The organism is Aeromicrobium sp. CnD17-E, from assembly GCF_024124745.1.
GTDB lineage: Bacteria > Actinomycetota > Actinomycetes > Propionibacteriales > Nocardioidaceae > Aeromicrobium.
Map to the genome: position 1 here is coordinate 26,918 of NZ_JAMXRU010000009.1, position 24,862 is coordinate 51,779.

General features: G+C 72.9%; 22 protein-coding genes. 21 read left to right on the forward strand and 1 reads right to left on the reverse strand.

The genetic code is table 11. The features are described from left to right. Positions 1–126: 126 nt before the first annotated feature. Genes rplM through NH339_RS03720 form a run of 4 tightly spaced genes read left to right on the forward strand, consistent with a single transcriptional unit; the run spans position 127 to position 3,433 of the window. Entirely contained in the window at positions 127–570 is a 444-nt protein-coding gene (gene rplM, locus NH339_RS03705; protein ID WP_067859709.1) for a 50S ribosomal protein L13, read from the forward strand. Continuing rightward, complete coding sequence (gene rpsI / locus NH339_RS03710; RefSeq protein WP_067859705.1) at positions 567–1,085, forward strand: 30S ribosomal protein S9; 519 nt, start codon at positions 567–569, stop codon at positions 1,083–1,085. The genes rplM and rpsI overlap by 4 nt, the downstream gene beginning before the upstream one ends. A 5-nt stretch (positions 1,086–1,090) precedes the next feature. Beyond that, a complete protein-coding gene (gene glmM, locus NH339_RS03715) occupies positions 1,091–2,434 on the forward strand; it encodes a phosphoglucosamine mutase (protein WP_067859703.1) in 1,344 nt (447 codons plus the stop codon). A gap of 33 nt (positions 2,435–2,467) precedes the next feature. Then, positions 2,468–3,433 (forward strand): GNAT family N-acetyltransferase, encoded by a 966-nt coding sequence (locus NH339_RS03720; protein ID WP_253022639.1) that lies wholly within the window; start codon positions 2,468–2,470, stop codon positions 3,431–3,433. Positions 3,434–4,140: 707 nt separating this feature from the next. Here NH339_RS03720 and coaA read toward each other — a convergent pair. Further along, positions 4,141–5,082, reverse strand: coding sequence for a type I pantothenate kinase (gene coaA / locus NH339_RS03725; RefSeq protein ID WP_253022641.1), 942 nt, complete (start codon positions 5,080–5,082; stop codon positions 4,141–4,143). A 55-nt stretch (positions 5,083–5,137) separates the two neighbouring features. Here coaA and glmS point away from each other — a divergent pair, with 55 nt between their 5' ends. The 17 genes from glmS (at position 5,138) to NH339_RS03810 (ending at position 24,728) form a co-directional block, all read left to right on the forward strand. After that, positions 5,138–6,988 carry a glutamine--fructose-6-phosphate transaminase (isomerizing) gene (gene glmS, locus NH339_RS03730; RefSeq protein ID WP_253022643.1) on the forward strand — a complete coding sequence of 617 codons (1,851 nt, stop codon included), beginning with the start codon at positions 5,138–5,140 and terminating at the stop codon, positions 6,986–6,988. A gap of 124 nt (positions 6,989–7,112) precedes the next feature. Continuing rightward, positions 7,113–8,531: an NAD(P)H-hydrate epimerase gene (locus NH339_RS03735; RefSeq protein ID WP_253022645.1), complete on the forward strand. Its 1,419-nt coding sequence runs from the start codon at positions 7,113–7,115 to the stop codon at positions 8,529–8,531. Further along, positions 8,525–9,640: an alanine racemase gene (alr, locus tag NH339_RS03740; protein WP_253022648.1), complete on the forward strand. Its 1,116-nt coding sequence runs from the start codon at positions 8,525–8,527 to the stop codon at positions 9,638–9,640. Before NH339_RS03735 ends, alr begins: the two co-directional genes overlap by 7 nt. 31 nt (positions 9,641–9,671) lie before the next feature. Next, complete coding sequence (locus NH339_RS03745) at positions 9,672–10,700, forward strand: alpha/beta fold hydrolase (protein WP_253022650.1); 1,029 nt, start codon at positions 9,672–9,674, stop codon at positions 10,698–10,700. After that, positions 10,700–11,668 (forward strand): tRNA (adenosine(37)-N6)-threonylcarbamoyltransferase complex ATPase subunit type 1 TsaE, encoded by a 969-nt coding sequence (gene tsaE, locus NH339_RS03750; RefSeq protein WP_253022652.1) that lies wholly within the window; start codon positions 10,700–10,702, stop codon positions 11,666–11,668. The genes NH339_RS03745 and tsaE overlap by 1 nt, the downstream gene beginning before the upstream one ends. A gap of 781 nt (positions 11,669–12,449) precedes the next feature. After that, positions 12,450–13,091: a tRNA (adenosine(37)-N6)-threonylcarbamoyltransferase complex dimerization subunit type 1 TsaB gene (gene tsaB, locus NH339_RS03755; protein ID WP_253022654.1), complete on the forward strand. Its 642-nt coding sequence runs from the start codon at positions 12,450–12,452 to the stop codon at positions 13,089–13,091. Further along, positions 13,088–13,534 (forward strand): ribosomal protein S18-alanine N-acetyltransferase, encoded by a 447-nt coding sequence (gene rimI, locus NH339_RS03760; RefSeq protein WP_253022656.1) that lies wholly within the window; start codon positions 13,088–13,090, stop codon positions 13,532–13,534. Before tsaB ends, rimI begins: the two co-directional genes overlap by 4 nt. Beyond that, positions 13,531–13,998 (forward strand): DedA family protein, encoded by a 468-nt coding sequence (locus NH339_RS03765; RefSeq protein ID WP_253022658.1) that lies wholly within the window; start codon positions 13,531–13,533, stop codon positions 13,996–13,998. Before rimI ends, NH339_RS03765 begins: the two co-directional genes overlap by 4 nt. Continuing rightward, positions 13,995–14,471: a DUF5709 domain-containing protein gene (locus tag NH339_RS03770; RefSeq protein WP_253022660.1), complete on the forward strand. Its 477-nt coding sequence runs from the start codon at positions 13,995–13,997 to the stop codon at positions 14,469–14,471. The genes NH339_RS03765 and NH339_RS03770 overlap by 4 nt, the downstream gene beginning before the upstream one ends. A gap of 56 nt (positions 14,472–14,527) precedes the next feature. Beyond that, complete coding sequence (locus NH339_RS03775; protein ID WP_253022662.1) at positions 14,528–15,310, forward strand: 1-acyl-sn-glycerol-3-phosphate acyltransferase; 783 nt, start codon at positions 14,528–14,530, stop codon at positions 15,308–15,310. Positions 15,311–15,352: 42 nt separating this feature from the next. Then, positions 15,353–16,396 carry a tRNA (adenosine(37)-N6)-threonylcarbamoyltransferase complex transferase subunit TsaD gene (tsaD, locus tag NH339_RS03780; protein WP_253022673.1) on the forward strand — a complete coding sequence of 348 codons (1,044 nt, stop codon included), beginning with the start codon at positions 15,353–15,355 and terminating at the stop codon, positions 16,394–16,396. Positions 16,397–16,450: 54 nt separating this feature from the next. Beyond that, complete coding sequence (locus NH339_RS03785) at positions 16,451–17,398, forward strand: ATP-binding cassette domain-containing protein (RefSeq protein ID WP_253022675.1); 948 nt, start codon at positions 16,451–16,453, stop codon at positions 17,396–17,398. Further along, positions 17,395–18,213, forward strand: a complete 819-nt coding sequence (locus tag NH339_RS03790; protein ID WP_253022677.1) for an ABC transporter permease — start codon at positions 17,395–17,397, stop codon at positions 18,211–18,213. The genes NH339_RS03785 and NH339_RS03790 overlap by 4 nt, the downstream gene beginning before the upstream one ends. Positions 18,214–18,280: 67 nt before the next feature. Beyond that, positions 18,281–19,594, forward strand: coding sequence for a GAF domain-containing protein (locus tag NH339_RS03795; protein ID WP_253022680.1), 1,314 nt, complete (start codon positions 18,281–18,283; stop codon positions 19,592–19,594). 655 nt (positions 19,595–20,249) lie between these two features. Continuing rightward, positions 20,250–21,773: an aldehyde dehydrogenase gene (gene adh, locus NH339_RS03800; RefSeq protein ID WP_253022682.1), complete on the forward strand. Its 1,524-nt coding sequence runs from the start codon at positions 20,250–20,252 to the stop codon at positions 21,771–21,773. 109 nt (positions 21,774–21,882) lie between these two features. Then, a complete protein-coding gene (locus NH339_RS03805) occupies positions 21,883–22,296 on the forward strand; it encodes a DUF779 domain-containing protein (protein WP_253022684.1) in 414 nt (137 codons plus the stop codon). Between the two features lie 113 nt (positions 22,297–22,409). Then, positions 22,410–24,728, forward strand: a complete 2,319-nt coding sequence (locus tag NH339_RS03810) for a fibrinogen-like YCDxxxxGGGW domain-containing protein (RefSeq protein WP_253022694.1) — start codon at positions 22,410–22,412, stop codon at positions 24,726–24,728. Positions 24,729–24,862 lie beyond the last annotated feature (134 nt).

Sequence of the window (24,862 nt, forward strand, 5' to 3'; positions counted from 1 at the left end):
CGTGCGCGATCGCCCTCCGGCGGTCCGGCGCCGACGCGGGAAAACCACGTCCCTCACGCCGCCACCTCGCGGCACGGGACCGCGCAACGACACCGACGCCAAGAACGACAACGAGAAGGTCACGCCGTGCCCACGTACAGCCCGAAGCCTGCTGACATCAGCCGTCAGTGGCACGTCATCGATGCCCAGGACGTCGTCCTCGGGCGTCTCGCCGTCTCGGCCGCGCACCTGCTGCGCGGCAAGCACAAGGCGACGTTCGCCCCGCACGTCGACGGTGGTGACTTCGTCGTCATCATCAACGCCGAGAAGGTCGCGCTGACGGGCAACAAGCGCTCCGACAAGGACGTCTACCGCCACAGCGGCTACCCGGGCGGCCTGAAGACGATCGCCTACGGCGACCTCCTCGACAAGGACGCCCGCAAGGCCGTCGAGAAGTCCGTGGCCGGCATGCTGCCGAAGAACCGCCTCGGACGTCAGATCATCAAGAAGCTGAAGGTCTACGCCGGCCCGGAGCACCCGCACGCCGCGCAGCAGCCCCAGCCGTACGAGATCAAGCAGATCTCCCAGTGAGCACCCGAGCAGAAGAGACGAGCACCGTGGCCGACACCACCGAGACCGACGTCCCCACCAGCACCGACGGCGTCTACACGACCGAGACCTCGCCCTCCTCGGAGATCGCGACCAGCAACTCGGTCATCGCCCCCGGCGCGGCCACCGGCCGTCGCAAGGAGGCCGTCGCCCGCGTGCGCATCGTGCCCGGCACCGGCGTGTGGACCGTCAACGGCAAGCCGCTCGAGGAGTTCCTCCCGAACAAGCTGCACCAGCAGATCGCGAAGGAGGCCCTGGCGGCCACCGGCCTCGAGGGCAGCTTCGACGTCGTCGCCCGTGTCACCGGCGGTGGCATGACCGGCCAGGCCGGCGCGCTGCGCCTCGGCGTCGCCCGTGCCCTGAACGGCGTCGACGAGGAGGTCAACCGTCCGATCCTCAAGAAGGCCGGACTGCTGACCCGCGACGCCCGCATCAAGGAGCGCAAGAAGGCCGGCCTCAAGAAGGCCCGTAAGGCTCCTCAGTACAGCAAGCGCTGACTCCGTTGGGCCGGATCTTCGGCACCGACGGCGTACGCGGCCTCGCCAACCGCGACCTCACGGCCGAGCTCGCGCTCGACCTGTCGGTCGCTGCTGCCCACGTGCTGGGCGAGGCCGGTGCGTTCGCCGACAGCCGGCCCACGGCCGTCGTCGCCCGCGACCCGCGTGCCTCGGGGGAGTTCCTCGAGGCCGCGATCGTCGCCGGCCTGGCGTCGGCCGGGGTCGACGTCCACCTGCTCGGCGTCGTCCCGACGCCCGGTGCGGCGTACCTGACGGCCGAGCTCGACGCCGACATGGGCGTGATGATCTCCGCCAGCCACAACGCGATGCCCGACAACGGCATCAAGTTCCTCGCCCGCGGCGGCCACAAGCTCGACGACGCCGTCGAGGTGGCCATCGAGCAGCGACTGCGTGAGCCGTGGGACCGGCCGACCGGCATCGGCGTCGGTCGCGTCGGCGACAGCCACGTGGGCGTCGACGCCTACGTGAAGCACCTCGTCGGCACCGTGCCGGGACCGCTCACCGGCCTGAAGGTCGTGCTCGACTGCGCGAACGGCGCGGCGTACCACGTGGGGCCGGCGGCGTTCCGACGCCTCGGCGCCGAGGTCGTCGCGATCCACGACGAGCCCGACGGCCTGAACATCAACGAGGCGTGCGGCTCGACCCACCTCGACGACCTGCAGGCGGCCGTCGTGCGTCACGGTGCGGACGCCGGCTTCGCGTTCGACGGCGACGCCGACCGGTGCCTCGCGGTCGACGCGTCGGGTCAGGTGGTCGACGGCGACCAGATCCTCGCCGTGCTCGCCCTCGCCCGGCTCGAGCGCGGCCTGCTGCACGCCGACACGGTCGTCGCGACGGTCATGAGCAACCTCGGGTTCGTGCAGGCCATGGAGGCCGCCGGGATCACGGTGCTGCAGACCGCGGTGGGCGACCGCTACGTGCTCGAGGCCATGCGTGCCGGGGGCTTCACGCTCGGCGGCGAGCAGTCGGGGCACGTGATCATGGCCGACCACGCGACCACCGGCGACGGGGTGCTGACCGCCCTGCACCTCGCGGCCCGGATGAGCGAGACCGGCCGCACGCTCGCCGACCTCGCCGGCGTCATGCGACGGCTCCCGCAGGTGCTCGTGAACGTGCCCGACGTCGACAAGAGCCGGGTCGACGCCGACCCGGTGCTGCAGGGCGAGCTGGTGGCCGCGAACGGCGGCCTCGAGGGCCGTGGCCGGATCCTGCTCCGCCCGTCCGGCACCGAGCCGCTCGTCCGCGTCATGGTCGAGGCCCCGACGCTCGAGGAGGCCACGTCGGTGGCCGAGCACCTCGCCGGCGTCGTGCGCCGCACGCTGGGCTGAGGACGTCCGCGGCGACCTCGTTACGGTGTCGCCATGCGCCTCGCCGAGATCGACCTGAGGGACGACGCTGCCTACACGGCCTTCCACGCGGTCTACGCGCGCGCCCACACGGAGCGTTTCGACGAGCCGTGGGGGTTCGCCGAGAAGCGCACCAACCTGACGAGCGACGCGTACGCCGAGCACGTCGTCGTGGCGGGTGAGGTCGACGGGGAGGTCGTCGGGGGAGCGTGGGTGTCGTTCCCGCAGCAGGACAACCGGACGCTCGCCTACCTGCACGTCTTCGTCGTGCCGCAGGAGCGTCGTCGTGGGTACGGGAGCCTGCTGCTGCGCGAGGTCGAGCGGCTCGCGGCAGAGCGCGGTCGGGCGAACGTGTTCGCGGAGGCGTCGTGGCCGGTGGAGCAGTCCGAGGGGCCGGGGTCGGCGTTCGCGCTGGCGCACGGGTACGCCGTCGACCTGCTCGACGCGATCCGCGCACTCCCGCTGCCCGCCGAGGTCGCACCGCCGGTGTGGCGCGACGGGTACACGGCGGTGGCCTGGCGTCGCTGCCCCGACGAGTGGCTCGACCAGTACGCCGTCCTGCGGGCGTTGATCCTCGCGGAGGCGCCGTCGGGGGAGGTGGGGCTGGAGCCCGAGCACTTCGACGCGGAACGGGTGCGTCACGAGGAGGCCCGCTGGGCCGAGCAGGGCCGGGTCGGGCAGACGGTCGCCGCCGTCGCACCCGACGGCACCCTCGCCGGCCACACGCAGCTCGTGGTGCCCGACCACGGCGACACCGCCTACCAGTGGGACACGCTCGTCCTCCCCGCCCACCGCGGCCACGGCCTCGGCCTCGCGATGAAGACCGCCGCCCTCGGCGAGGCCACCGACCTCCTCTCCGGCCGCGCCCGCGTGACCACCTGGAACGCCGCCTCGAACACGCCGATGATCGCGGTCAACGAGGCCCTCGGCTACCGGCAGGTGGCGTGGGCGGCGGAGCTGGTCAAGCCGTTGGGTCGCTGAGGGTTTCGACCTGCGGCTAGGCTGCTCGTCCTGCGGCTGCGTGGGTGCGGCTCGTCGTTCGGGTGGGGCTGCGCTGGCGCGGCTCCGTCTGGTCCTGCGCTCCGCAAGGGCCTCGACCGGGCGGGTGGCGACCGCGCTGGTCTGGGTGCTCGGGCTGTGGCCCGCGTTGGGCGCAAGATTCTGCGTTGCCGCCCGCTGAGCGGTAGTTCTGCCACCGCATCGCCGTCGGCGGTGGATCTGCCACCCTTCCCAGCGCTCGAAGGGTGGTGGATCAACCGCTGAGGGGGCGGGGTGGCAGTGCTTCTTCCTTCTCGTGGACCGTGCCACGAGAAGGGAGAAGCGCTGCCCACCCCACCCCAAAGCGCGCCCACGATTCTTCATCTGCGCGTTCGAGGTCGAACGCTTCTGCGTTGGTGACGCGATCTCGGAGCAAACGCAGCATCCTGGGCTCTCCGACGCGCGAACGCAGCGTCTTGCGTCCAACGAAGGCCACAGCCCGAGAACCCCACCCAGCGCGGCACCCAGCCGCCCGGTCGAGGCCCTTGCGGAGGCCACCCCAGCGAACGCCGAGGCAGCGCACCGGCAACCCCAGACCCCCTGCGGCGACGCATGAGCACGGCAAGACTCCCGCAGGCAGCGCACCAGCAATCGAGGACCCCCTGCGGCAGCGCAGCCGCCGGACGACGCCCAGCAGAACCCCCGCGACGTCACATCTTGCGGAACCGCACCCACTTGACGGAGTGGTCGCTGCCCTTGCGGAGGACGAGGTCGGCGCGGCCGCGGGTGGACTGGATGTTCTCGCGCAGGTTCGGCCAGTTGATGGTGTCCCACAGCTCCTCGGCGCGGGCGACGGCCTCGTCGTCGGTGAGGCTGCTGTAGCGGTGGAAGTAGGAGGCGGGGTCGGCGAAGGCGGTGCGGCGCAGGGCGAGGAAGCGGTCGACGTACCAGCGGCGGATGTCCTTGCTCGACGCGTCGACGTAGATCGAGAAGTCGAAGTAGTCGCTGACCGACAGGCCGGGGGAGCCGTCGCCGCGGTCCTTCGCGGGGGCGAGCACGTTGAGACCCTCGACGATGACGATGTCGGGCCGCTCCACGACCACCGTCTCATCGGTGCGGTCGTAGGTCAGGTGCGAGTAGACGGGGGCGGTCACCTGCTCGACGCCCGACTTCACGTCGATGACGAACCGCAGCAGCGCCTTGCGGTCGTACGACTCCGGGAAGCCCTTGCGCTGCAGGATCCCGCGACGCTCCAGCTCGGCGTTCGGCCACAGGAAGCCGTCGGTGGTCACCAGCTTCACGTTCGGGTGCTCGGGCGACGTCGACAGCAGCTCGCGGAGCAGGCGGGCGGTGGTCGACTTGCCGACCGCGACCGACCCGGCGACGCCGATGACGAACGGCGTGCGCTGCGGCTGCGGCTCGCGCAGGAACGACTCGGTGGCCTCCCAGAGGCGGGTCGCTGCGCGCACGCGCAGGCTGATCAGCTCGGTCAGCGGCAGGTACACCTGCCGCACCTCGTCGATGTCGAGCTCCTCGCCGAGGCCCTTGAGACGTTGGACGTCGTCCTCGGTGAGGGGCTGGGGGACGTCGTCGGCGAGGTCGGCCCATGCCGACCGCTCGATCTCGACGTACGGCGAGAGCTCACGGGCCATGACGCCATCCTGCCGGTACCGGGGCCCACGGGCGCTCCTGGGTACCCTGGAGCGCATGTGCGGAATCGTGGGATACGTCGGGCACCGCAACGCCCTCGACGTCGTCATGGGCGGGTTGCGACGGCTCGAGTACCGCGGGTACGACTCCGGTGGTGTCGCCCTGCCCGACCCCTCGACCGGGCGGATCGCCTGGGCGAAGAAGGCCGGCAAGCTGGCCAACCTCGACGGCGTCCTGGCCGAGACGACGATGCCCGAGACGACGACCGGCATCGGCCACACCCGGTGGGCGACGCACGGTGCGCCGAACGACCGGAACGCCCATCCGCACCTGAGCGAGGACGGTCGCCTGGCCGTCGTGCACAACGGCATCATCGAGAACTTCGCGGTGCTGCGGGCCGAGCTGGAGGCCGCCGGGCACGAGCTGCAGTCCGAGACCGACACCGAGGTGGTCGTGCACCTGCTCTCCGACGAGCTGCAGCGCACCCCCGCCCTCGACGACGCCGTCCGCGCCGTCTGCCAGCGGCTGGAGGGCGCGTTCACCCTCGTCTTCACCGACGCCCAGCAGCCCGAGGTCGTGGTCGGCGCGCGACGCAACTCCCCGCTGGTGGTGGGTCGCGGCGACGGTGAGAACTTCCTCGGCTCCGACGTGTCGGCCTTCATCGAGTTCACGCGCGAGGCCGTCGAGCTCGGCCAGGACCAGGTCGTCGCCATCACGCGCGACTCCATGACGGTCACCGACTTCGACGGCGCGCCCGCCGAGACGACCAGCTACCACGTCGACTGGGACGTGTCCGCCGCCGAGAAGGGCGGCTACGACTGGTTCATGCTCAAGGAGATCGACGAGCAGCCGCAGGCCGTCGCCGAGACGCTGCTCGGGCGCTACGGCCGGTCCGGTCGCCTGCAGCTCGACGAGATGCGCCTCAGTGACGACGAGCTGCGCGACGTCGACAAGATCATCATCATCGCCTGCGGCACCGCGTCGTACGCCGGGCTGGTCGCCAAGTACGCGATCGAGCACTGGACGCGCATCCCGTGCGAGGTCGAGCTGGCGTCGGAGTTCCGCTACCGCGACCCGATCATCGACCGGTCGACGCTCGTCGTGGCGATCAGCCAGTCGGGCGAGACGATGGACACGCTCATGGCGATCCGCTACGCCCGGCAGCAGCGGGCGCGGGTGCTCAGCATCTGCAACACCAACGGCTCCACGATCCCGCGCGAGTCCGACGCGGTCATCTACACGCACGCCGGCCCCGAGGTGGCGGTCGCGTCGACCAAGGGCTTCCTGTCGCAGATCGTCGCCTGCTACCTGCTCGGCCTGTACCTGGCACAGGTGCGCGGCGTGAAGTACGGCGACGAGATCGACGCCATCATGGCCGCGCTCGAGAAGCTGCCGGCCGGCATCCAGCGGATGCTCGACGAGGGCGAGCAGGTCCGCAAGCTCGCGGCCGAGCTCGTCGACACGCGGTCCGTGCTGTTCCTCGGCCGCCACGTCGGCTACCCGGTGGCGCTCGAGGGTGCGCTGAAGCTCAAGGAGCTCGCGTACCTGCACGCCGAGGGGTTCGCGGCCGGCGAGCTGAAGCACGGCCCGATCGCGCTCATCGAGGACGGCATCCCGGTGTTCGTCGTCGTGCCGCCGAAGGCTCGCGACCAGCTGCAGGAGAAGATCGTCAGCAACATCCAGGAGATCCGGGCCCGGGGCGCGCTCACCATCGTCCTCGCGGAGGACGGCGACGACGACGTCGTGCCGTACGCCGACCACCTGATCCGGCTGCCGAAGGTGCCGACGCTGCTGCAGCCGCTCGTCGCCACGGTGCCGCTGCAGATCTTCGCGTGCGAGCTGGCCGGCCTGCTCGGCCACGACGTCGACCAGCCGCGGAACCTCGCCAAGTCCGTCACGGTCGAGTAGGCCGTCGTGGCCGGCACCAGGGGCGGCGCGCACGTGCGCCCGGTGGCAGGGGATCGGGTCCACGGGGCGTCGGTGCACGACACGTCGGTGGCGACGACGCCCGTCGTGGCGGAGGCTTGAGCCCGTGCTGAACGCCCACACCGTCGCCCAGGTCCGTGCCGCCGAGGAGCGTCTGGCCGCCGAGACCGGCTGGGACGCGCTGATGCAGCGCGCCGCCCGCGGTCTCGCCGACGCCCTCGCCGCCGTGCCGGCCGACGAGACGGTCCTCGTCCTGGTCGGCCCCGGCAACAACGGTGGCGACGCGCTCTTCGCCGCCCCCCACCTGCTCGCGCGTGGCGTCGCCGTCGACCTCGCGCTGCTCGACCCCGATGCGGTCCACCCCGAGGGACTGGCGGCGGCCGAGGCGGCCGGGGCCCGACGCGTGTCGTCGCCGGGCGACCAGCGGTGGTGCCTCGACGCGCTGTTCGGCATCGGCGCGCGTCCTGGCCTCGAGGGCCGAGCGGGGGAGTGGGCGGACTGGACCCACGACACCGATGCCCACGTCGTCGCGGTCGACGTCCCGTCGGGCGTGGCCGTCGACACGGGCGCGACGCCGGGCCGCCACGTCCGCGCCGACCGCACCGTCACGTTCGGCACCCTCAAGGTCTGCTCGATCGTCGGGCCCGCCGCCGACGCCGGTGGCGGGGAGCCGCCGACGCTCGTCGACATCGGTCTCGGCCCCCACCTCGACGCGCCGACGGTGACGTCGCTCGAGGCGACCGACGCCGACCTCCTCCGTCGGCACGTGCCCGGCGCCGCCTCGCACAAGTACGCGCGCGGCGTGGTCGGGGTCGACGCCGGCTCCGACGCCTACGCCGGTGCCGCCCACCTGTGCGTCGCGGGCGCGCAGTCGGGCCTGGCCGGGATGGTGCGATTCGTCGGCAGCGACACCCTCGCGGCGCGGGTGGTCGACCGCGCCCCGGAGGTCGTGCACGGTCGCGGACGGGTGCAGGCCTGGGTCGTCGGACCCGGCGCCGGTGACGATGTGGCCGACCAGCTGGCCGCCTGCCTCGACGACGACGTGCCGCTCGTCGTCGACGCCGGCGCGCTCGAGCACCTGCCGCGTCCCGTCGGCGTGCCCGCGCTCCTGACGCCGCACGCCGGAGAGCTCGCCCGGCTGCTCGACGTCGAGCGCGAGACCGTGGAGGCCGACCCGCTGGAGCACGCGCGGCGGGCCGCCGCGCACTGGGACGCGACCGTGCTGCTCAAGGGCGCCCGCACGGTCGTCGTGGCTCCTGACGGACGCGTGGCCGTCAACCTGTCCGGCACCCCGTGGCTCGGCACCGCAGGCTCGGGCGACGTCCTCGCCGGGTTCGCGGCGTCGCTCCTCGCCGGTGGGCTCGACCCGTTCGACGCGGGCCGGCACGCAGCGTTCCTGCACGGCGTCGCGGGCGTCCGCGCGAACCCGGGCGGACCGTTCGTGGCGTCCGACGTCGCCGCCGCCCTCCCGCAGACCCTGGCCGCGTTCCTCGCCGGCTCGCTGGATCAGGTGCGCGCGTGGTGAGCCCTCAGGCCGAGGCCGTCGTCGACCTCGAGGCGTACCGGCACAACGTGGCCACCCTCGCGGCGCACGCGCCCGGTGCCGCGCTGATGTCCGTCGTCAAGGCCGACGCGTACGGCCACGGACTGCGACCGGTGGCACGCGCCGCACGCGACGCGGGAGCGTCGTGGCTCGGCGTCGTCACCGTCGAGGAGGCGCTCGCGCTGCGCCAGGCCGGCGACACCGGGCCGGTCCTGTGCTGGCTCGCGGCACCCGGTGCCGCCTACGGCGCCGCGGTCGAGCACGACGTCGAGCTGACGGCGTCGTCCGCCGAGCAGCTCGACGAGATCCTCCACGACGCACCGACGGGTCGACGACCCCGCCTGCAGCTCAAGGTCGACACGGGCCTCTCGCGCAACGGTGCGCGCGGTCCGGCGTGGGACGAGCTCGTCGCCGCCGCCGGACGAGCGCAGGCCGCAGGGCGGGTCGAGGTCACCGGCGTGTGGTCGCACCTGGCGTGCGCCGACGAGCCGGACCATCCCGCCAACGACCAGCAGGAGACCGTGTTCCGGGCCGCGCTCGACGTCGCCGGCGCGGCCGGGCTCGACCCGCAGTGGCGTCACCTCGCCAACTCCGCCGCCCTCCTGACCCGCCCCAGCGCGCACTTCGACCTCGTCCGTCCGGGCATCGCCACGTACGGCATCGACCCCGACCCCGCGGTGGCGGGCATCGTCGACCTGCGTCCGGTCATGACGCTGCGCGGCCGGCTCGCGCAGGTCAAGCGGGTCCCCGCCGGCACCGCCGTGTCCTACGGCCACACGTGGACCACCGACCGCGAGACCACCCTCGGCCTCGTGCCGCTGGGGTACGGCGACGGTGTCCTGCGCTCCGCGTCCGGCCGCGCCGAGGCCGCCCACGACGGCGAGCGGGTGCCGGTCGTCGGCCGCATCTGCATGGACCAGCTGGTCGTCGACCTCGGAGACCGCCCGGCGCGACGCGGCGACGTCGTCACCCTGTTCGGCGCCGCCCCCGGTGCCCCCACCGCCCAGGACTGGGCGAGCGCCGCCGGTACGATCGCCTACGAGGTCGTCACCCGTCTCGGCGACCGCGTCGTGCGTACCCACCGAGGCTGAGGGCGTCCGAGCCCCGCCACCGAGGACAGTGATGAGCCCCGCCCCCTCCCGCCTGGCAGCACTCGCCGCGACCGCCGGAGCCTTCGTGGCCGCCGGCGTGACCGCCAAGGTCGTCGACACCCGACGTCGTGAGCACCGGCGCGAGCAGCGCGGCGAGGAGGTCCCGTTCGGCAGCGTGCACAGCCCCGCCCGCACCGTCGTCGCCTCCGACGGCGTCCCGCTCAACGTCGAGGTCGACGAGGCCGACGAGGTGCACGCGGGCAGCGCGGCGCCCACCGTCGTCTTCGTGCACGGCTGGGTGTGCACGCTCGACACCTGGCACTACCAGCGTCTCGCGCTGCGCGGACTCGTGCGGATGGTGTTCTACGACCAGCGCTCCCACGGTGGCTCCGGTCGCTCGACGCGTCAGGGGTCGAGCTTCAGCCAGCTCGCCGACGACCTGCGGACCGTCCTCGACGAGGTCGTGCCCGAGGGGCCCGTCGTGCTCGTCGGCCACTCGATGGGCGGCATCACGGTGCAGCAGCTCGCGGCGGAGTCGCCGGAGCTGTTCGGCGACAGGGTCGTGGGTGCGGTGCTGCTGTCGACCAGCGACAACCGGCTCGTGCGGCAGAGCCCGGCCCTGCGCCGCATCCTGCCGTTCCTGCGCGCCGGCGCGCCCCTGCTCGACTGGGGCCGGACCTTCAACAGCTACAGCGTCATCCGACGGTGGGCGGTCGGGCCCGACGCGCCCCGCAAGTACGCCGACATGTCCGACGAGATGATCCTGCGCGCCCAGACGCACGTGCTGCTCGACTTCTACCCCGCGTTCGTGGACCTCGACGTCCGCAGCGGCGCGGAAGGCCTGGGTCGGGTGCCCGTCGTCGTCGCGTGCGGCGACCACGACCTGCTCACGCCCATCAAGCACGCCCGCCGCCTCGCGCGCACCATCGAGGACGCGCGTCTCGTGACGCTCGGCGGCGCCGGGCACATGGTGCCCTTCGAGGAGAACGTGGCCGTCACCCGGATCATCGAGGACCTGCTCGACCGGATCGGGCACCCCGTGCGCGAGGGCGACCGGTGATGAGGGCGCTCGACGTCCTCGACGCCGGCCCTGAGCACGCCGAGGCGATCGTCGACATCATCCACCGCTCGTTCAGCGTCCGGCCCGACCTCGACCCGCCGTCGACCGCGCTCGACGAGACCGTCGAGTCGGTCTCGGAGGTGCTCGCGACGGCCGGCGGGCTGCTCGTGGAACGTCGCGGCGTGCCGATGGGCGCGCTGCTGTTCGACGAGTCGCGGCCGGGCAAGCTCGGCCTGCGTCGCGTGTCGGTCGATCCGGAGATCCAGGCCCGCGGGGTCGCGTCGGCCATGGTCGGCGTCGCGGAGGACACGGCCGAGGAGCGCGGCAAGGACGGCATCTGGCTGCACGTGCGCGAGGAGCTGCCCGACACGGTGCGGTTCTGGACCCGCCGCAAGTACCACCCGGTGGGCCAGGAGGGGCCGCTGCTGGTGCTCGGCAAGACCTTGTGGCTCGCCCGCGAGGTGCCGACGCCCGACGCGATGCAGCACCTCGCCGGGCGCGTGGCCGAGCTGGTGCGTCCCGGTGACCTGCTGGTCCTCTCGGGCGACCTCGGCGCCGGCAAGACGACGTTCACCCAGGGCCTGGGCGACGCGCTGCAGGTGCGCGGACCCGTCACCTCGCCGACGTTCGTGCTCGCCCGCACGCACCCGTCGCTCGTCGACGGTCCCGCCCTCGTCCACGTCGACGCCTACCGCCTCGGCAGCGCCGCGGAGGTCGACGACCTCGACCTCGACACCGCCTCCGACGAGGCCGTCACCGTGGTCGAGTGGGGCGAGGGGATGGCCGAGCAGCTCAACGACAGCTGGCTCTCGGTGAGCATCGAGGTCCGCGGCGCCCGCCCCATCGACCCCCTCGGCACCGAGCACGACGGCGACCACCCCGACGAGGCCGAGCCGCGCGTCGTCACCATCAAGCCGAACGGTCCCCGTTGGGTCGACGTGCCGTTGCGCTCCACGCTCCTCGGCTGAGGGGCTGGCCGCGTCGCTGCGGTGGGGGGTTGGGGCGTGACCTTGGGGTGCGCTGCCGCAGGGGGGCGGGGTGTGCTGCTGCGCTGCCTGCGGTCGTCGTGACCTTGCTGGTGCGCTGCCTCGGCTTTCGCTGTGTCTGGTCTCCGCAAGGGCCTCGACCGGCGGCGAGCCTGGAGGCGGCTTGGAGTCTCGGGGTCTGGTCTGGGCCCGCCCTTGGATCCACGATTCTTCGTTTCTGCGTTCAGGGGCCAAGGTTCTGCGTTTGCGCGTCCGGGCGGTGGGTCTGCCACCGCAGGAGCGCTTCTACGGTTGCGGATCCACCGATAGAGGGCTGAGCGGGGGGAAGGATTCTTCTTTCGCGTGGAACGGTCCACACCAAGGAAGAATCATTCGTCACCCCCACGCAAAGTGCACCCACGATTCTTCATTCACGCGTGCGAGGCCGAAGGCTTCTGCGTTCACGACGGGATCCCGTAGCAAACGCAGAAGGCTTGGCCCTCCGACGCACAAACGCAGATCCTCGCGTCCCACGCGAGTCGCAGCCCGAGACCCCAGACCAGCGCGCCGCCCAGCCGCCCGGTCGAGGCCCTTTCGGAGACCACCCCCAGCGAAGGGCGAGGCAGCGCAGCGCCGCGTCGACGAGAACGTGCGCGCACGCAGCCGCAGGACGAGTCGACCAAGGCCCACGCAGCCGCAGGACGAGTCGAACGAGACCCACGCAGCGGCGAGTCCTCGCACCGACCCCCGTGACGCGTCGTGAGGTGAGGGTAGGCTCACTCGTGTGCTGCTGCTCGCGATCGACACGTCCGGACCCGCGGTGAGCGTCGCCGTGCACGACGGTGACCAGGTCGTCGGGACGGCGCAGGGCGAGGGGACGATGGCGCACGGCGAGCTGCTTGCGCCGGCGGTGCGCGACGCCCTCGCCGACGCCGGGCGCAGCGCCGCCGACCTCACCGACGTCGCCGTCGGAGTGGGTCCCGGACCCTTCACCGGGCTGCGGGTCGGGATCGTCACCGCCCGCACCCTCGCCGCGACCCTGGGCCTCACGAGCCACGGCGTCTGCTCGCTCGACGCCCTCGCCCTCGACGCCGGCCTCGGCCGCGAGCACCTCGTCGCCATCGACGCACGGCGCAAGGAGGTCTACTGGGCGCGCTACGTGCCCGACGCCGACGGCGTCGCGCGCCGGGTCGACGGACCGCACGTCGACAAGCCTGCCGAGCTCGCGCGGCTCCACCCCGACCTGCCCGTCGTCGGACGCGGCGCCACCCTCTACGCCGACGTGCTCGACGCCGCCGACGGGCCGCTCGACCCGTCCGCCGCCGCGCTCGCCGAGGGCGTGGTGCGGGGCCACGTCGAGGTGCTGGGGCTCGAGCCGCTCTACCTGCGCCGTCCCGACGCGCAGCCCGCCGCCCCGGTGCGGTGATCCGGCCGGCGCTGGAGACCGACCTGCCCGTCCTGCTCGCGCTGGAGGGGCAGGCCTTCGCGGTCGACGCCTGGTCCGAGCCGACCCTGCGTGCAGAGATCGCCCACCCCGGTCGCACGGTGCTCGTGGTCGAGAGCGACGCCACCGTGGTCGGGTACGTCGACGTCGGCGTGGTGGCCGACGTCGCCGACCTGCACCGGGTGGCCGTCGCGCCGACGCACCGCCGACGTGGCCTCGCGTCGCAGCTCGTCGAGGCCGGCCGCGACGCCGCCCGCGAGCGCGGTGCCGACCGCATGCTGCTGGAGGTGGCAGCCGACAACGCCGCCGCCCTCGCGCTCTACGCGGCGCACGGGTTCGAGCAGCTGTCCCGACGCCGCGGCTACTACGCCGGCGGCCGCGACGCCCTCGTGCTGCAGGTCGGGCTGACGGGGGAGCGGGCATGACCGAGCAGATCCGCTCCTGGCCATGGGCGTGGGCCTGGCTGACGCTCTTCGTCATCGTGCTGCTGCGCGCGGGCGCCACCTACGGGATCGGTCGTCTGGTGGCCGCCGGCGTCGTGCGTCGCCGACCACCCGGCCCGCGCCTCCAGGCCGCCGTCGACCGCGTCGAGCGGTGGGGGCCGCCGGTCGTCACGGCGAGCTTCCTCACCGTCGGGGCGCAGACGGTCGTCAACGCCGGTGCGGGCCTGGCGCGGATGTCCCTGCCCCGCTACCTCGTCGGCCTCGTGCCCGGCGCCGCCCTCTGGGCGACGGTGTGGAGCACCGTCGGGGCGGGTGTCTTCCTCGCGGCGCTGCGCAGCGGCACCGACCGCGGCCAGGCCGTCGCCGTCGCCGTCGCGGCGGTCGTGCTCGTCGCGGTCGTCGCAGCGGTTGCGTCGCGTCGACGCCGTGGAAGGCTGGACGCATGACTGACGGACCCCTCGAGTTTGACGACACCCAGGAGAACCGCGACGACTCGGAGGTGCTCGACCAGCTGCAGCCCGACGACACGCTCGTCGACCGCGGCGTCGACGACGTGCTCGACGAGGGCTACTCGCCGGCCGAGAAGTGGAGCCCCGGCGAGGGCTTCGGCACCACCGCGGACGAGGCCCTGGAGGGCGAGACGCTCGACCAGCGCGTCGCGCAGGAGGAGCCCGACGTCGACCCGTACGCCGACGTCGACCCCGAGGGCAACGGCAACGAGCTGGGCGACCCCGAGATCGGCGACGACCGGTCCGGCCGTCTCGTCGCGCCCGACGAGGGTCTGGCCGAGGACACCGAGAAGGCCCTCGTGGGCGACGAGGTGGGCATCGACGGCGCTGCCGCCAGCGCCGAGGAGGCCGCCGTGCACGTCGTCGAGGACGACCCCGACGACATCAGCGCCGGCACGCCCGACCTCTGAGCGACGGCCCCGTCCACGGACCCCCTGGGTGCACACCTGTGCACTACCCTGGACCGATGCGCGACTACACGTACCCGACGGTGATCGTCACCGCCAAGACCCTGTTCAAGGTGCTCGGCATGAAGTTCCAGACGTCGGGGACGGAGCACATCCCCCGCGAGGGCGGGGCCATCCTCGCCGCCAACCACATCGGCTACGTCGACTTCGTCTTCGACGGCCTCGCCGCGCAGCCGTCGGGGCGGCTCGTGCGCTTCATGGCGAAGAAGGAGGCCTTCGACCACGCGATCAGTGGGCCGCTGATGCGCTCGTTCCACCACATCGAGGTCGACCGCGACGCAGGCCAGGCGTCCTACGACAAGGCCGTCGAGTACGCGCGCTCCGGCGAGATCGTCGGCATCTTCCCCGAGGCCACCATCAGCCGCTCCATGGAGATCAAGGAGCTCAAGACCGGCGCCGTCCGGATGGCCGCCGAGGCGGGCGTGCCCCTGATCCCCATGGTCACGTGGGGCACGCAGCTGCTCAAGACGAAGGACCACGACTCCGACATCTGGGGTCGCGGCAAGACGATCGCGCTGCACGTGGGCGAGCCGATCCCCGTGACGGGCGAGGACCCGGTCGCCGAGACCCAGCAGCTGCGCGAGGCCATGACGGCGCTGCTCGACAAGGCCATCCGCGAGTACCCGACGCCGCCGGAGGGGCAGTGGTGGGCACCCGCGCGGTACGGCGGTCTCGCGCCGACGCCCGAGGAGGCCGCCCGCCTCGACGCCGAGGAGAAGGCCGCGAAGGCGGCCCGTCGCGCGGCCCGTGCAGCCGAGCGTGGGACCGACCCGCAGGCCTGAGCCGCGGGCCGTCGGCGTCGACCGGTCTGGGACACTGGGCCGGTGAGCGAACCCCTCGTCCTCGGCATCGAGTCGTCCTGCGACGAGACGGGCGTCGGCATCGTCCGCGGCACCGAGCTCCTCGCGCACGCCGTGGCGTCCAGCGTCGAGGAGCACGTGCGCTTCGGGGGTGTCGTGCCCGAGGTGGCCAGCCGGGCCCACCTCGAGGCCATGGTGCCCACGCTCGAGCAGGCGTACGCGCAGGCCGGCCTCGACGTGCGCGACGTCGACGCGATCGCCGTCACCTGCGGACCGGGTCTCAGCGGTGCCCTCCTGGTCGGCGTCGCCGCGGCCAAGGCGCTCGCGGTCGCGCACGACAAGCCGCTCTACGGCCTCAACCACCTGGCCGCCCACGTGGCGGTCGACCAGCTGGAGCACGGCCGCTTCGACCGTCGCGTCGCCGCCCTGCTGGTCAGCGGCGGCCACACCGAGATCCTCCTCGTCGACGACATCGCCTCCGACATCACGATGCTCGGCACCACGATCGACGACGCCGCCGGCGAGGCGTTCGACAAGGTCGCCCGCCTGCTCGGCCTGCCCTACCCGGGTGGTCCGCACATCGACCGGGTGGCGCGCGAGGGCGACGGCACCGCCATCGCGTTCCCACGCGGCCTCACCGCGGCGAAGGACGCGGAGCGCTACCGCTACGACTTCTCCTTCTCGGGCCTCAAGAGCGCGGTCTCGCGGCACGTGCAGCACGAGCAGCGCATGGGACGCCACGTCGACGTCGCCGACGTCGCCGCCTCCTTCCAGGACGCCGTCGTCGACGTGCTCACCCGCAAGACCGTCCAGGCCTGCCGCGACCACGACGTCGACACGCTCGTCGTGGGCGGCGGCGTGGCCGCCAACGGACGACTGCGCGAGATGGTGCTCGTCCGGGCCGAGGCGGCGGGCATCGAGGTGCGCATCCCCCGACCCGGCCTCTGCACCGACAACGGCGCCATGGTCGCGGCGCTGGGCGCCGAGGTCGTCGCGCGGGGCGTGGCCCCGTCGTCGCTCGACCTGCCCGTCGACTCCAGCCTGCCCGTCACCCGCATCGTCGCCTGACCCGACGCGCGCGCAACGCTGCCGTCGCGCCCCGCCGTCTGGCAGGCTGAGCCCGTGGCAGTCATCGAGGCACGAGGGCTCGGCAAGAGCTACGGCACCCGGCGAGCGGTCGACGACCTGAGCTTCACGGTGCACCCGGGGAGCGTCACGGGCTTCCTCGGGCCCAACGGGTCGGGCAAGTCCACCACCATGCGGCTCATGCTGGGTCTCGACCGCGGCGAGGGTCGTACGACGTTCGACGGACGCACGTTCGCCGAGCTCGAGCAGCCGATGCGCCACGTCGGGGCGCTGCTGGAGGCCAAGCCCTTCCACCCGACGCGCCAGGCACGTCACCACCTGCAGATGCTCGCCGTGGCCAACCGCATCGAGCGGCGCCGCGTCGACGAGGTGCTGGAGCTCGTCGGTCTCTCCGCCCAGGCGAAGGGCCGCCCGCGCAAGTTCAGCCTCGGCATGGGCCAGCGGCTGGGCATCGCGGCCGCCCTCCTCGGCGACCCGCACACGCTGATCCTCGACGAGCCCAGCAACGGGCTCGACCCGCAGGGCATCACCTGGCTGCGTCAGCTGCTCCGCCACCTCGCGGGGGAGGGCCGCTCGGTGTTCGTCTCGAGCCACCTGCTCCAGGAGATGGCGCAGCTCGCCGACGAGGTCGTCGTCGTGGGCCGCGGGCGGCTCCTCACGAGCGGCCCCGTGAAGGACTTCGTCGAGCACGGCGGCACCGCCGAGGTGCTGCTGCGCACGCCCGACCTCGGCGTCCTCGCGCCGGCCATCGTCGCCGCGGGCGGGACCCTCACCCCCGACGCGGACGGTCTGCAGCGCGTCACGGGCCTCGACGCCGCGCGCGTGGGCGACCTCGCGCACGAGCACGGCGCCCGGGTGCACGAGCTGTCGGTCCGACGCGCCACCCTCGAGGAGGCGTTCCTCAACGCCACCGGCCTCGACGAGGAGTACCGCGGGGCGATCACCGCCGACCGCCCGGCCGGGGAGACGGGCGGTGCCCGATGACCGACGCGCTCCGCTACGAGATCACCCGACTGCGCACCATCCGGTCCACCTACTGGATCCTCGGCGTCGCCTTCGGGTTCCAGCTCCTGCTGACCGTGCTCATCGCCTGGAACCTGCCCGAGACGGGGCCGCTGTCCGGGGGAGACCAGACCTTCGCGATCCTCGTGACCGTCGGCGCCACCCTCGGCGTGGCGCCGCTGTTCATCGCCTACGTGATCGGCCTGCTCGGCGTCTTCTCCATGGGTCACGAGTACCGCCACGGCATGATCCGCGCGACGCTGACCGCCCTGCCCAGCCGTCTGCACGTCATGCTCGCCAAGGTGCTCACGACGGCCGTCCTCTCGCTCGTGGCCGCCCTGGTCTGCGTCGGCATCGCGTTGCTCAGCGCCGTGTCCTTCGGCGTCGGGCTGCCGAGCGTCGGTGGGCTGCGCGACATCACCGTCGGCACCGTCCTCTACACCACGCTGTTCTCGCTCTCCGGCCTGGCGTTCGCGACCCTCACCCGCAACCAGACCGCCGCCGTCGCGCTGCTCCTGCTCGTCCCGTCGCTCGTCGAGGGCCTGGTCAAGGCAGTCGTGCTGGCCATCAAGGCGTCGTCGGGCGACCCGACGAGCCGCGGCGGCATCGTCGACATCCTCAAGTTCCTCCCGTACGACGCAGGCGGGCAGATGTACACGCGCGTCTCGCTGAACGACGCGTTCCAGGTGTTCGGCTACAAGCCGTTCGGCGCGGTCGGGGGAGGCATCACGATGGCCGTGTTCGTCGTCGTGCTCCTCGTCCTGGCCACCGCGGCCTTCCAGCGCCGCGACGCCTGAGGGCCTGGTCGGCCGGCGCACGTCGTCGACCCTTCTGGGCGTGAGCCGCGTCACGTACACTCGCGGCATGGCACGCACCTCCGAGCCGCGCGCGAGGCACCACGGACGTGACCTCGCGATGCCGCCGGGCTCGGACCCCGACGCCCTCTCGCGGCGGCTGCGGCGGGCCCACGAGGAGTTCCTGGCCTCCGGCGCCACCGACGCACCGCTGCGCGACGTCGTGCGGGAGTCGTGGGAGCGCAGCCTCGCCGACGGTCTCGACCCCGAGACCGACCTGCCGCGCATCACGCTCGACGACGACGCCCTGCGCGAGATCCGCGAGCACCACCCCCTCGCCGCGGGCCTCCCGGTCATCCGACGGCTCCTGGTCGAGTCGGCGGGGGAGGCGGGCCTGCTCGTCGCCGTCAGCGACGCCGCCGGCCAGCTGCTGTGGGTGGAGGGCGCGGCGTCGCTGCGCTCGCGGGCCGAGTCGATGCACTTCGTGCCGGGTGCCGACTGGAGCGAGACGAGCGCCGGGACGAACGCCCCCGGCACGGCCCTGGCGATCGACCGACCCGTGCAGATCTTCGGCCCCGAGCACCTCGGCCGCCAGGTGACGCCGTGGAGCTGCTCGGCGGCGCCCATCCACGACCCCGACACCGGCGCCGTGCTCGGCGTCCTCGACGTGACCGGCGGACCCGAGGTCGCGACGGCGCAGGGACTCGGGTTCGTGCGGGCGACCGCGGCCGCGGTCGAGGCCGAGCTGCGCATCGCCCGCCTGCAGCCGGCGACAGCCCCGCTGCACGTGACGAGCGGGTGGTCGGCACCGCGCCTCGACGTCCTCGGCGTGCACGGCGCGACGCTGCAGGTCGGTCCGCTCACGTCACGGCTGAGCCGCCGGCACAGCGAGCTCCTCCTGCTGCTGTCGCGGGCCCCTGACGGCATGACGGCCGCGGAGCTGGGCGTGGCGCTCAGCGACGACGACCAGGCTCCCGTGACGATCCGCGCGGAGCTGTCGAGGCTGCGCGGGGTGCTCGGGCCGCTCGAGCTCGCGTCGCGGCCGTACCGCCTGCGCAGCGCGGTGCGCACCGACGTCGACGAGGTCCGCGACCTGCTGCGGGACGGACGTCTGCGCAGCGCCGTCGCCGCCTACCGTGGCCCCGTGCTGCCGTCGTCGTCCGCGCCCGCCGTCGAGGAGCTGCGCGACGACCTGCACCTCGAGCTCCTCTCCGCCCTCCTGGCCTGTGACGACGCCGACGCGCTGCTGTCGTTCGCGGACACGCCGCACGGTCGCGAGGACCTCGGCGTCTGGTCGCGGGCGCTCGAGATCCTCCCCGTCTCCTCCCCCCGCCACGCCCAGGTCGCGGCCCACGTCGAGAAGCTCGACCGCGCCTTCGGCTGAACCCGCGGCCTTCCGCTGTTCGAGCAGCCGAAGGTGCGGGACGTTTCGCTGTTCGAGTGCCTTCACGAGCGCCAGCGAGGGGAGGTGTATCGAGACCACTCTGGGCGGTCGCTGGGGGTCGGCTCGCGCTGGGCTGTTGCCGGGTGGTCTCGATACGCGGCACGACGCTCCTTCGTCGCGCGTGCCGCTACTCGACCAGCGGGACGTTTTGCTGGTCGAGTGCCTCCACGAGCGCGAGCGAGGGGAGGTGTATCGAGACCACTCTGGGTGGTCGCTGGGGGTCGGGCCGCGCTGAGCCGTTGCCGAGTGGTCTCGATACGTCCGAGCCTCGCAAGCTCGCTCGGACTACTCGACCAGCGATGGGTTTCGCTGGTCGAGTGCCTCCACGAGCGCCAGCGAGGGGAGGTGCTGGAGCCGTCGCAGGGGGGCGTAGCCGCGACGGAGCGAGACCACTCTGGGCGGTCGCTGGGGGTCGGGCCGCGCTGGGCTGTTGCCGGGTGGTCTCGATGCGCAGGGACCTCGCACGCTCGCTCGGACTGCGCGACCAGCGGTGCCGACGACGTTGCAACGGCTGCAACGTCGGGACAACGTCGTTGCAACGAAGCTGTGACTAGCGTCACTCGCACCAGATCCCACCCCGCGAGGAGTCATTTCCATGAGCGTGTTCGCCCAGCCCGGGACCGACGGTTCCGTCGTCTCCTACAAGCCCCGCTACGACCACTGGATCGGCGGCGAGTACGTCGCCCCGTCCAGCGGCCAGTACTTCGAGAACGTCTCGCCCGTGAACGGGAAGGTCTTCACCGAGATCGCGCGCGGCAACGCCGAGGACATCGAGAAGGCGCTCGACGCCGCGCACGCCGCCGCCCCCGCGTGGGGCAAGACGTCGGTCGCCGAGCGCGCCAACATCCTCAACAAGATCGCCGACCGGATCGAGCAGAACCTCGAGATGCTCGCCGTCGGCGAGACCTGGGACAACGGCAAGCCGGTCCGCGAGACCCTGGCGGCCGACCTGCCCCTCGCCGTCGACCACTTCCGCTACTTCGCCGGCGCGATCCGTGCGCAGGAGGGGCACCTGTCGCAGATCGACGACGACACCGTCGCCTACCACTTCCACGAGCCGCTGGGCGTCGTCGGCCAGATCATCCCGTGGAACTTCCCGCTGCTCATGGCCGTGTGGAAGCTCGCCCCGGCGCTGGCCGCCGGCAACGCCGTCGTGCTGAAGCCCGCCGAGCAGACCCCGGCGTCGATCATGCTGCTGATGGAGCTCGTCGCCGACCTCCTGCCCCCGGGCGTCGTGAACGTCGTCAACGGCTTCGGTGCCGAGGCCGGCGCGCCGCTGGCGTCCAGCAGCCGCATCCGCAAGATCGCGTTCACCGGCGAGACGACCACGGGCCGGCTCATCATGCAGATGGCCAGCCAGAACCTCATCCCCGTCACGCTCGAGCTCGGCGGCAAGAGCCCCAACATCTTCTTCGAGGACGTCGCCCGCACCGACGACGCCTTCTACGACAAGGCCCTCGAGGGCTTCACGATGTTCGCGCTCAACCAGGGCGAGGTGTGCACGTGCCCGAGCCGCGCGCTCATCCAGAACTCCATCCTCGAGCAGTTCCTGCCCGCCGCGACCGAGCGCACCAAGCTGGTCAAGCAGGGCAACCCGCTCGACACCGAGACGATGATCGGTGCCCAGGCCAGCAACGACCAGCTCGAGAAGATCCTGTCCTACATCGACATCGGCGTGCAGGAGGGTGCGCGCGTGATCACCGGCGGCGAGCGGGTCGACCTCGGCGGCGACCTCTCGGGCGGCTACTACGTGGCGCCGACGATCTTCCAGGGCCACAACAAGATGCGGATCTTCCAGGAGGAGATCTTCGGTCCGGTGGTCTCGGTCACCGGGTTCGAGGACTACGACGACGCCATGAGCATCGCCAACGACACGCTCTACGGGCTCGGTGCCGGCGTGTGGTCGCGCGACACGAACACGGCCTACCGTGCGGGCCGTGACATCCAGGCGGGCCGCGTCTGGACCAACTGCTACCACGCGTACCCGGCCCACGCCGCGTTCGGCGGGTACAAGTCGTCCGGCATCGGCCGCGAGAACCACTCGATGATGCTCGACCACTACCAGCAGACGAAGAACCTGCTCGTCTCGTACTCGCAGAACGCCCAGGGCTTCTTCTGAGCCCACGGTGACGTCGCGGCCCGGCCCCTCCACGAGGGGTCGGGCTCCCGGCGTTCCCGCCTCGGCGCCCGCCCCCCGCCCCGCCCGCCCCGCCCGAGAGGTGACCACCATGACCGAGCGCCCGACCGCGACCACCCGCGTCGACGTCAGCCCCGACGCTGCCGCACTGCTGCGCACCCTCCGCGCCGAGCAGGCGAAGCCGCTCATGTTCCACCAGTCCGGCGGGTGCTGCGACGGGTCGGCGCCGATGTGCTACGCCCAGGTATTCTTCCTGACGGGACCGTCCGACGTGCACCTCGGCGACCTCGACATCGGCGCGAGCGACGTCGACCCCGACGGTCTCGTGCCGGTGTGGATCTCGCGCGAGCAGTTCCGGTACTGGTCGCACACGCACATCACCATCGACGTCGTCCCGGGGCGCGGCGCCGGCTTCTCGCTGGAGGGCCCCACGGGGCACCGCTTCATCATCCGGTCACGGGTGTTCACGGAGGAGGAGACCGCCGCGCTCGCGCCCGTCGACTGAGCGCGACGCACGAACGTCCGCACCCGCGTCATGATCGACGCGCTCGAGGTTCCTCCCCCGTGGAGCGCGGTCCCCCCATCCCCCCGACGACCGTGCCGCCGGAGAGGACCCCCATGCGTCGCCCCCGCACGTGCTCAGCCCTGCTCACCTGCACCCTCGTCGTCGCCAGCCTGGTGGCTGCGCCGTCGGCGGCGAGTGCGGCGTCGGTGGTGCCGGACGGCTCGAGTGCTGGGTCGGCGGCGGCGTCGTGCTGGGAGGTCAAGCAGGTGGCTCCGTCGTCTCCTGACGGGCTCTACTGGTTGTTGACGCCGCAGCTGCGGACGCCGAAGCAGTTCTACTGCGACATGACGACCGACGGTGGCGGCTGGGTGCTGGTGGGTCGTGGTCGTGACGGGTGGAGCTGGGACGGTGACGCGCAGGGGACGACCGCGCAGGTCGCCTCGCCGGTCACCGGCCAGGCCGCGTTCTCGCCGCGCAAGCTGTCCTCGGCGACCATCGACGCGCTGCTGGGCGGTGGCCGGGTCGACCAGCTCACGGACGGGGTGCGGCTGCGGCGCGCGAAGGACGCCGGCGGCACGGCGTGGCAGGAAGTGCGGTGGCGGCTGCGGTCGATGGGGTCGTGGTCGTGGGCGTTCGGTGCGGGCCACCCGCTGACCGGCTCCTCGTTCGACGGGGTCCCGTTCTCGGGCCAGACCACCCGCGACGCCGGCACGACGTCGACGGCCGCGGCCGAGCGGCTGCGCCGCGTGTGGACCTTCGAGTCCGCCGACAACGGCTGGGTGCGCGGTTTCGGCTACGGGAGCGCGGTGACGGGCTCGACCTCGTCGAGCAGCGCGCTCTACGCGACCCGCTCGGGCTACGCGACGCCGTTCACGCAGGTCTTCGTGCGGCCACGGCTGCGCCAGGCCGACCTGTCGTTCGCGGCGGTGCCCGACAGCGGGACGGCGGCCGTCACGGCGCTGCCCGTGGCCCGCAGCAGGTCGCTGCCGCAGGCGTGGGGCGTGACGGGCACGGGTGCGGGCGGTACGGGAGAGCTGGCCACGGAGGTGCAGGCCTTCGCCCAGGTCGGCGACGTCATGTACGTGGGCGGCAACTTCACGACCGTGCGCAACCAGGACGGGTCGCGCAAGGTCGCGCAGGCCTACCTCGCCGCGTTCCGGGCCTCGACGGGGGAGTGGATCTCCTCGTTCAGGCCGACGCTGAACGGTCAGGTGCGCGCGTTGAAGGCGCTGCCCGACGGCCGGCTCGCGGTCGGCGGCGACTTCACGCGCGTCGACGGTCAGCGTCGCACCGGCCTGGCCGTCCTCACCGCGAAGCGGACCCTCGACCGCACGTGGACCACCGGGGTCGAGCGACGTGGCGGCGACCGTCGGGCCTCGGTGCGCTCGCTCGACGTCGCCGGCGGCCGGCTCTACCTGGGCGGACGCTTCTCGCACGTCGTGCGGGGCACGGGTGCCGCGGCGCTTCCGTACGCCGCACGGGTCGTGCTGCCGAGCGGGCGTGGCGACAGCCAGTGGCGGCCGCACCTGAACGGCACCGTGGCCGACCTCGACGTGTCCACCGACGGTCAGCGCGTCTACCTGGCCGGCTACATGACGCGCAAGGGCGGCGCGACCGTGCGCAACGCGGTGGCGGTCACGACCTCGGCGGCGCGCCTCGTCTCACCGGCGTGGAGCCCGACGTTCAGCACCAAGGGCTCCGCGACCTACCAGCAGGCGGTCCAGCAGGTCGGGTCGCTCGTGTGGCTCGGCGGCTCGCAGCACAGCATGTTCGCCTACGACGTCCGCACGCTCGCGCTGCGCAGCCCCAGCATCACCAAGGCCGGTGGCGACCTGCAGGCGATCGGCAGCAACGGCCGGGTGGTCTACGGCGGGTGCCACTGCGGCGACTGGGTGTTCGAGGGCACGTCGAGCTGGGACTCGTGGTCCACCGGGCAGAACCCGGTGCCCTGGCGTCAAGCCGGCAAGATCTCCCTGCTCGGGGCGTGGGACGCCGCGTCGGGTGCGTTCGTGAGCACGTTCGCACCACAGTGGAAGTCGCGCGGCGGCTACGGCGTCTGGGCCGTCGAGGTGGCCAAGGACGGCACCCTGTGGGCCGGCGGGTCGATCCAGACGAGCATCCGCGAGGGCGGCTCCAACCAGTTCTCCGGCGGCTTCGCGCGGTTCGCGGCCCGGCCCTCCCGGGCCCCGGCAGCCCCCACGGCGCCGGCGGTGTCCCTGCAGGGCTCGACGGCCACGGTCTCGTGGTCGGGCTCGGCGGGCGACGGCGTCCGGTACGAGGTCCTGCGCGGCGACCGGGTCGTGGCCGTCTCCTGGACGACCTCGGTGCGCGTGCCCGACTCGGGCCCCGACGACCGGTTCTTCGTGCGCGCGAGCGACGGCCAGGGCAACTGGTCGGCCTCCACCCGTGTGGTGCGCGCCGTCCGGTCCTGACCCGTCCTGTCCTGACCCGACCTGCCCGGCACGGCGTGTGAGGCGACCCACCGCGACCGGTCGGCCGTGCCGCGTCATGAGGCAGGCCCCGCGCACTCTCCCTCCCCGTGAGCCTGCGGCCCACGCCCTCTCGT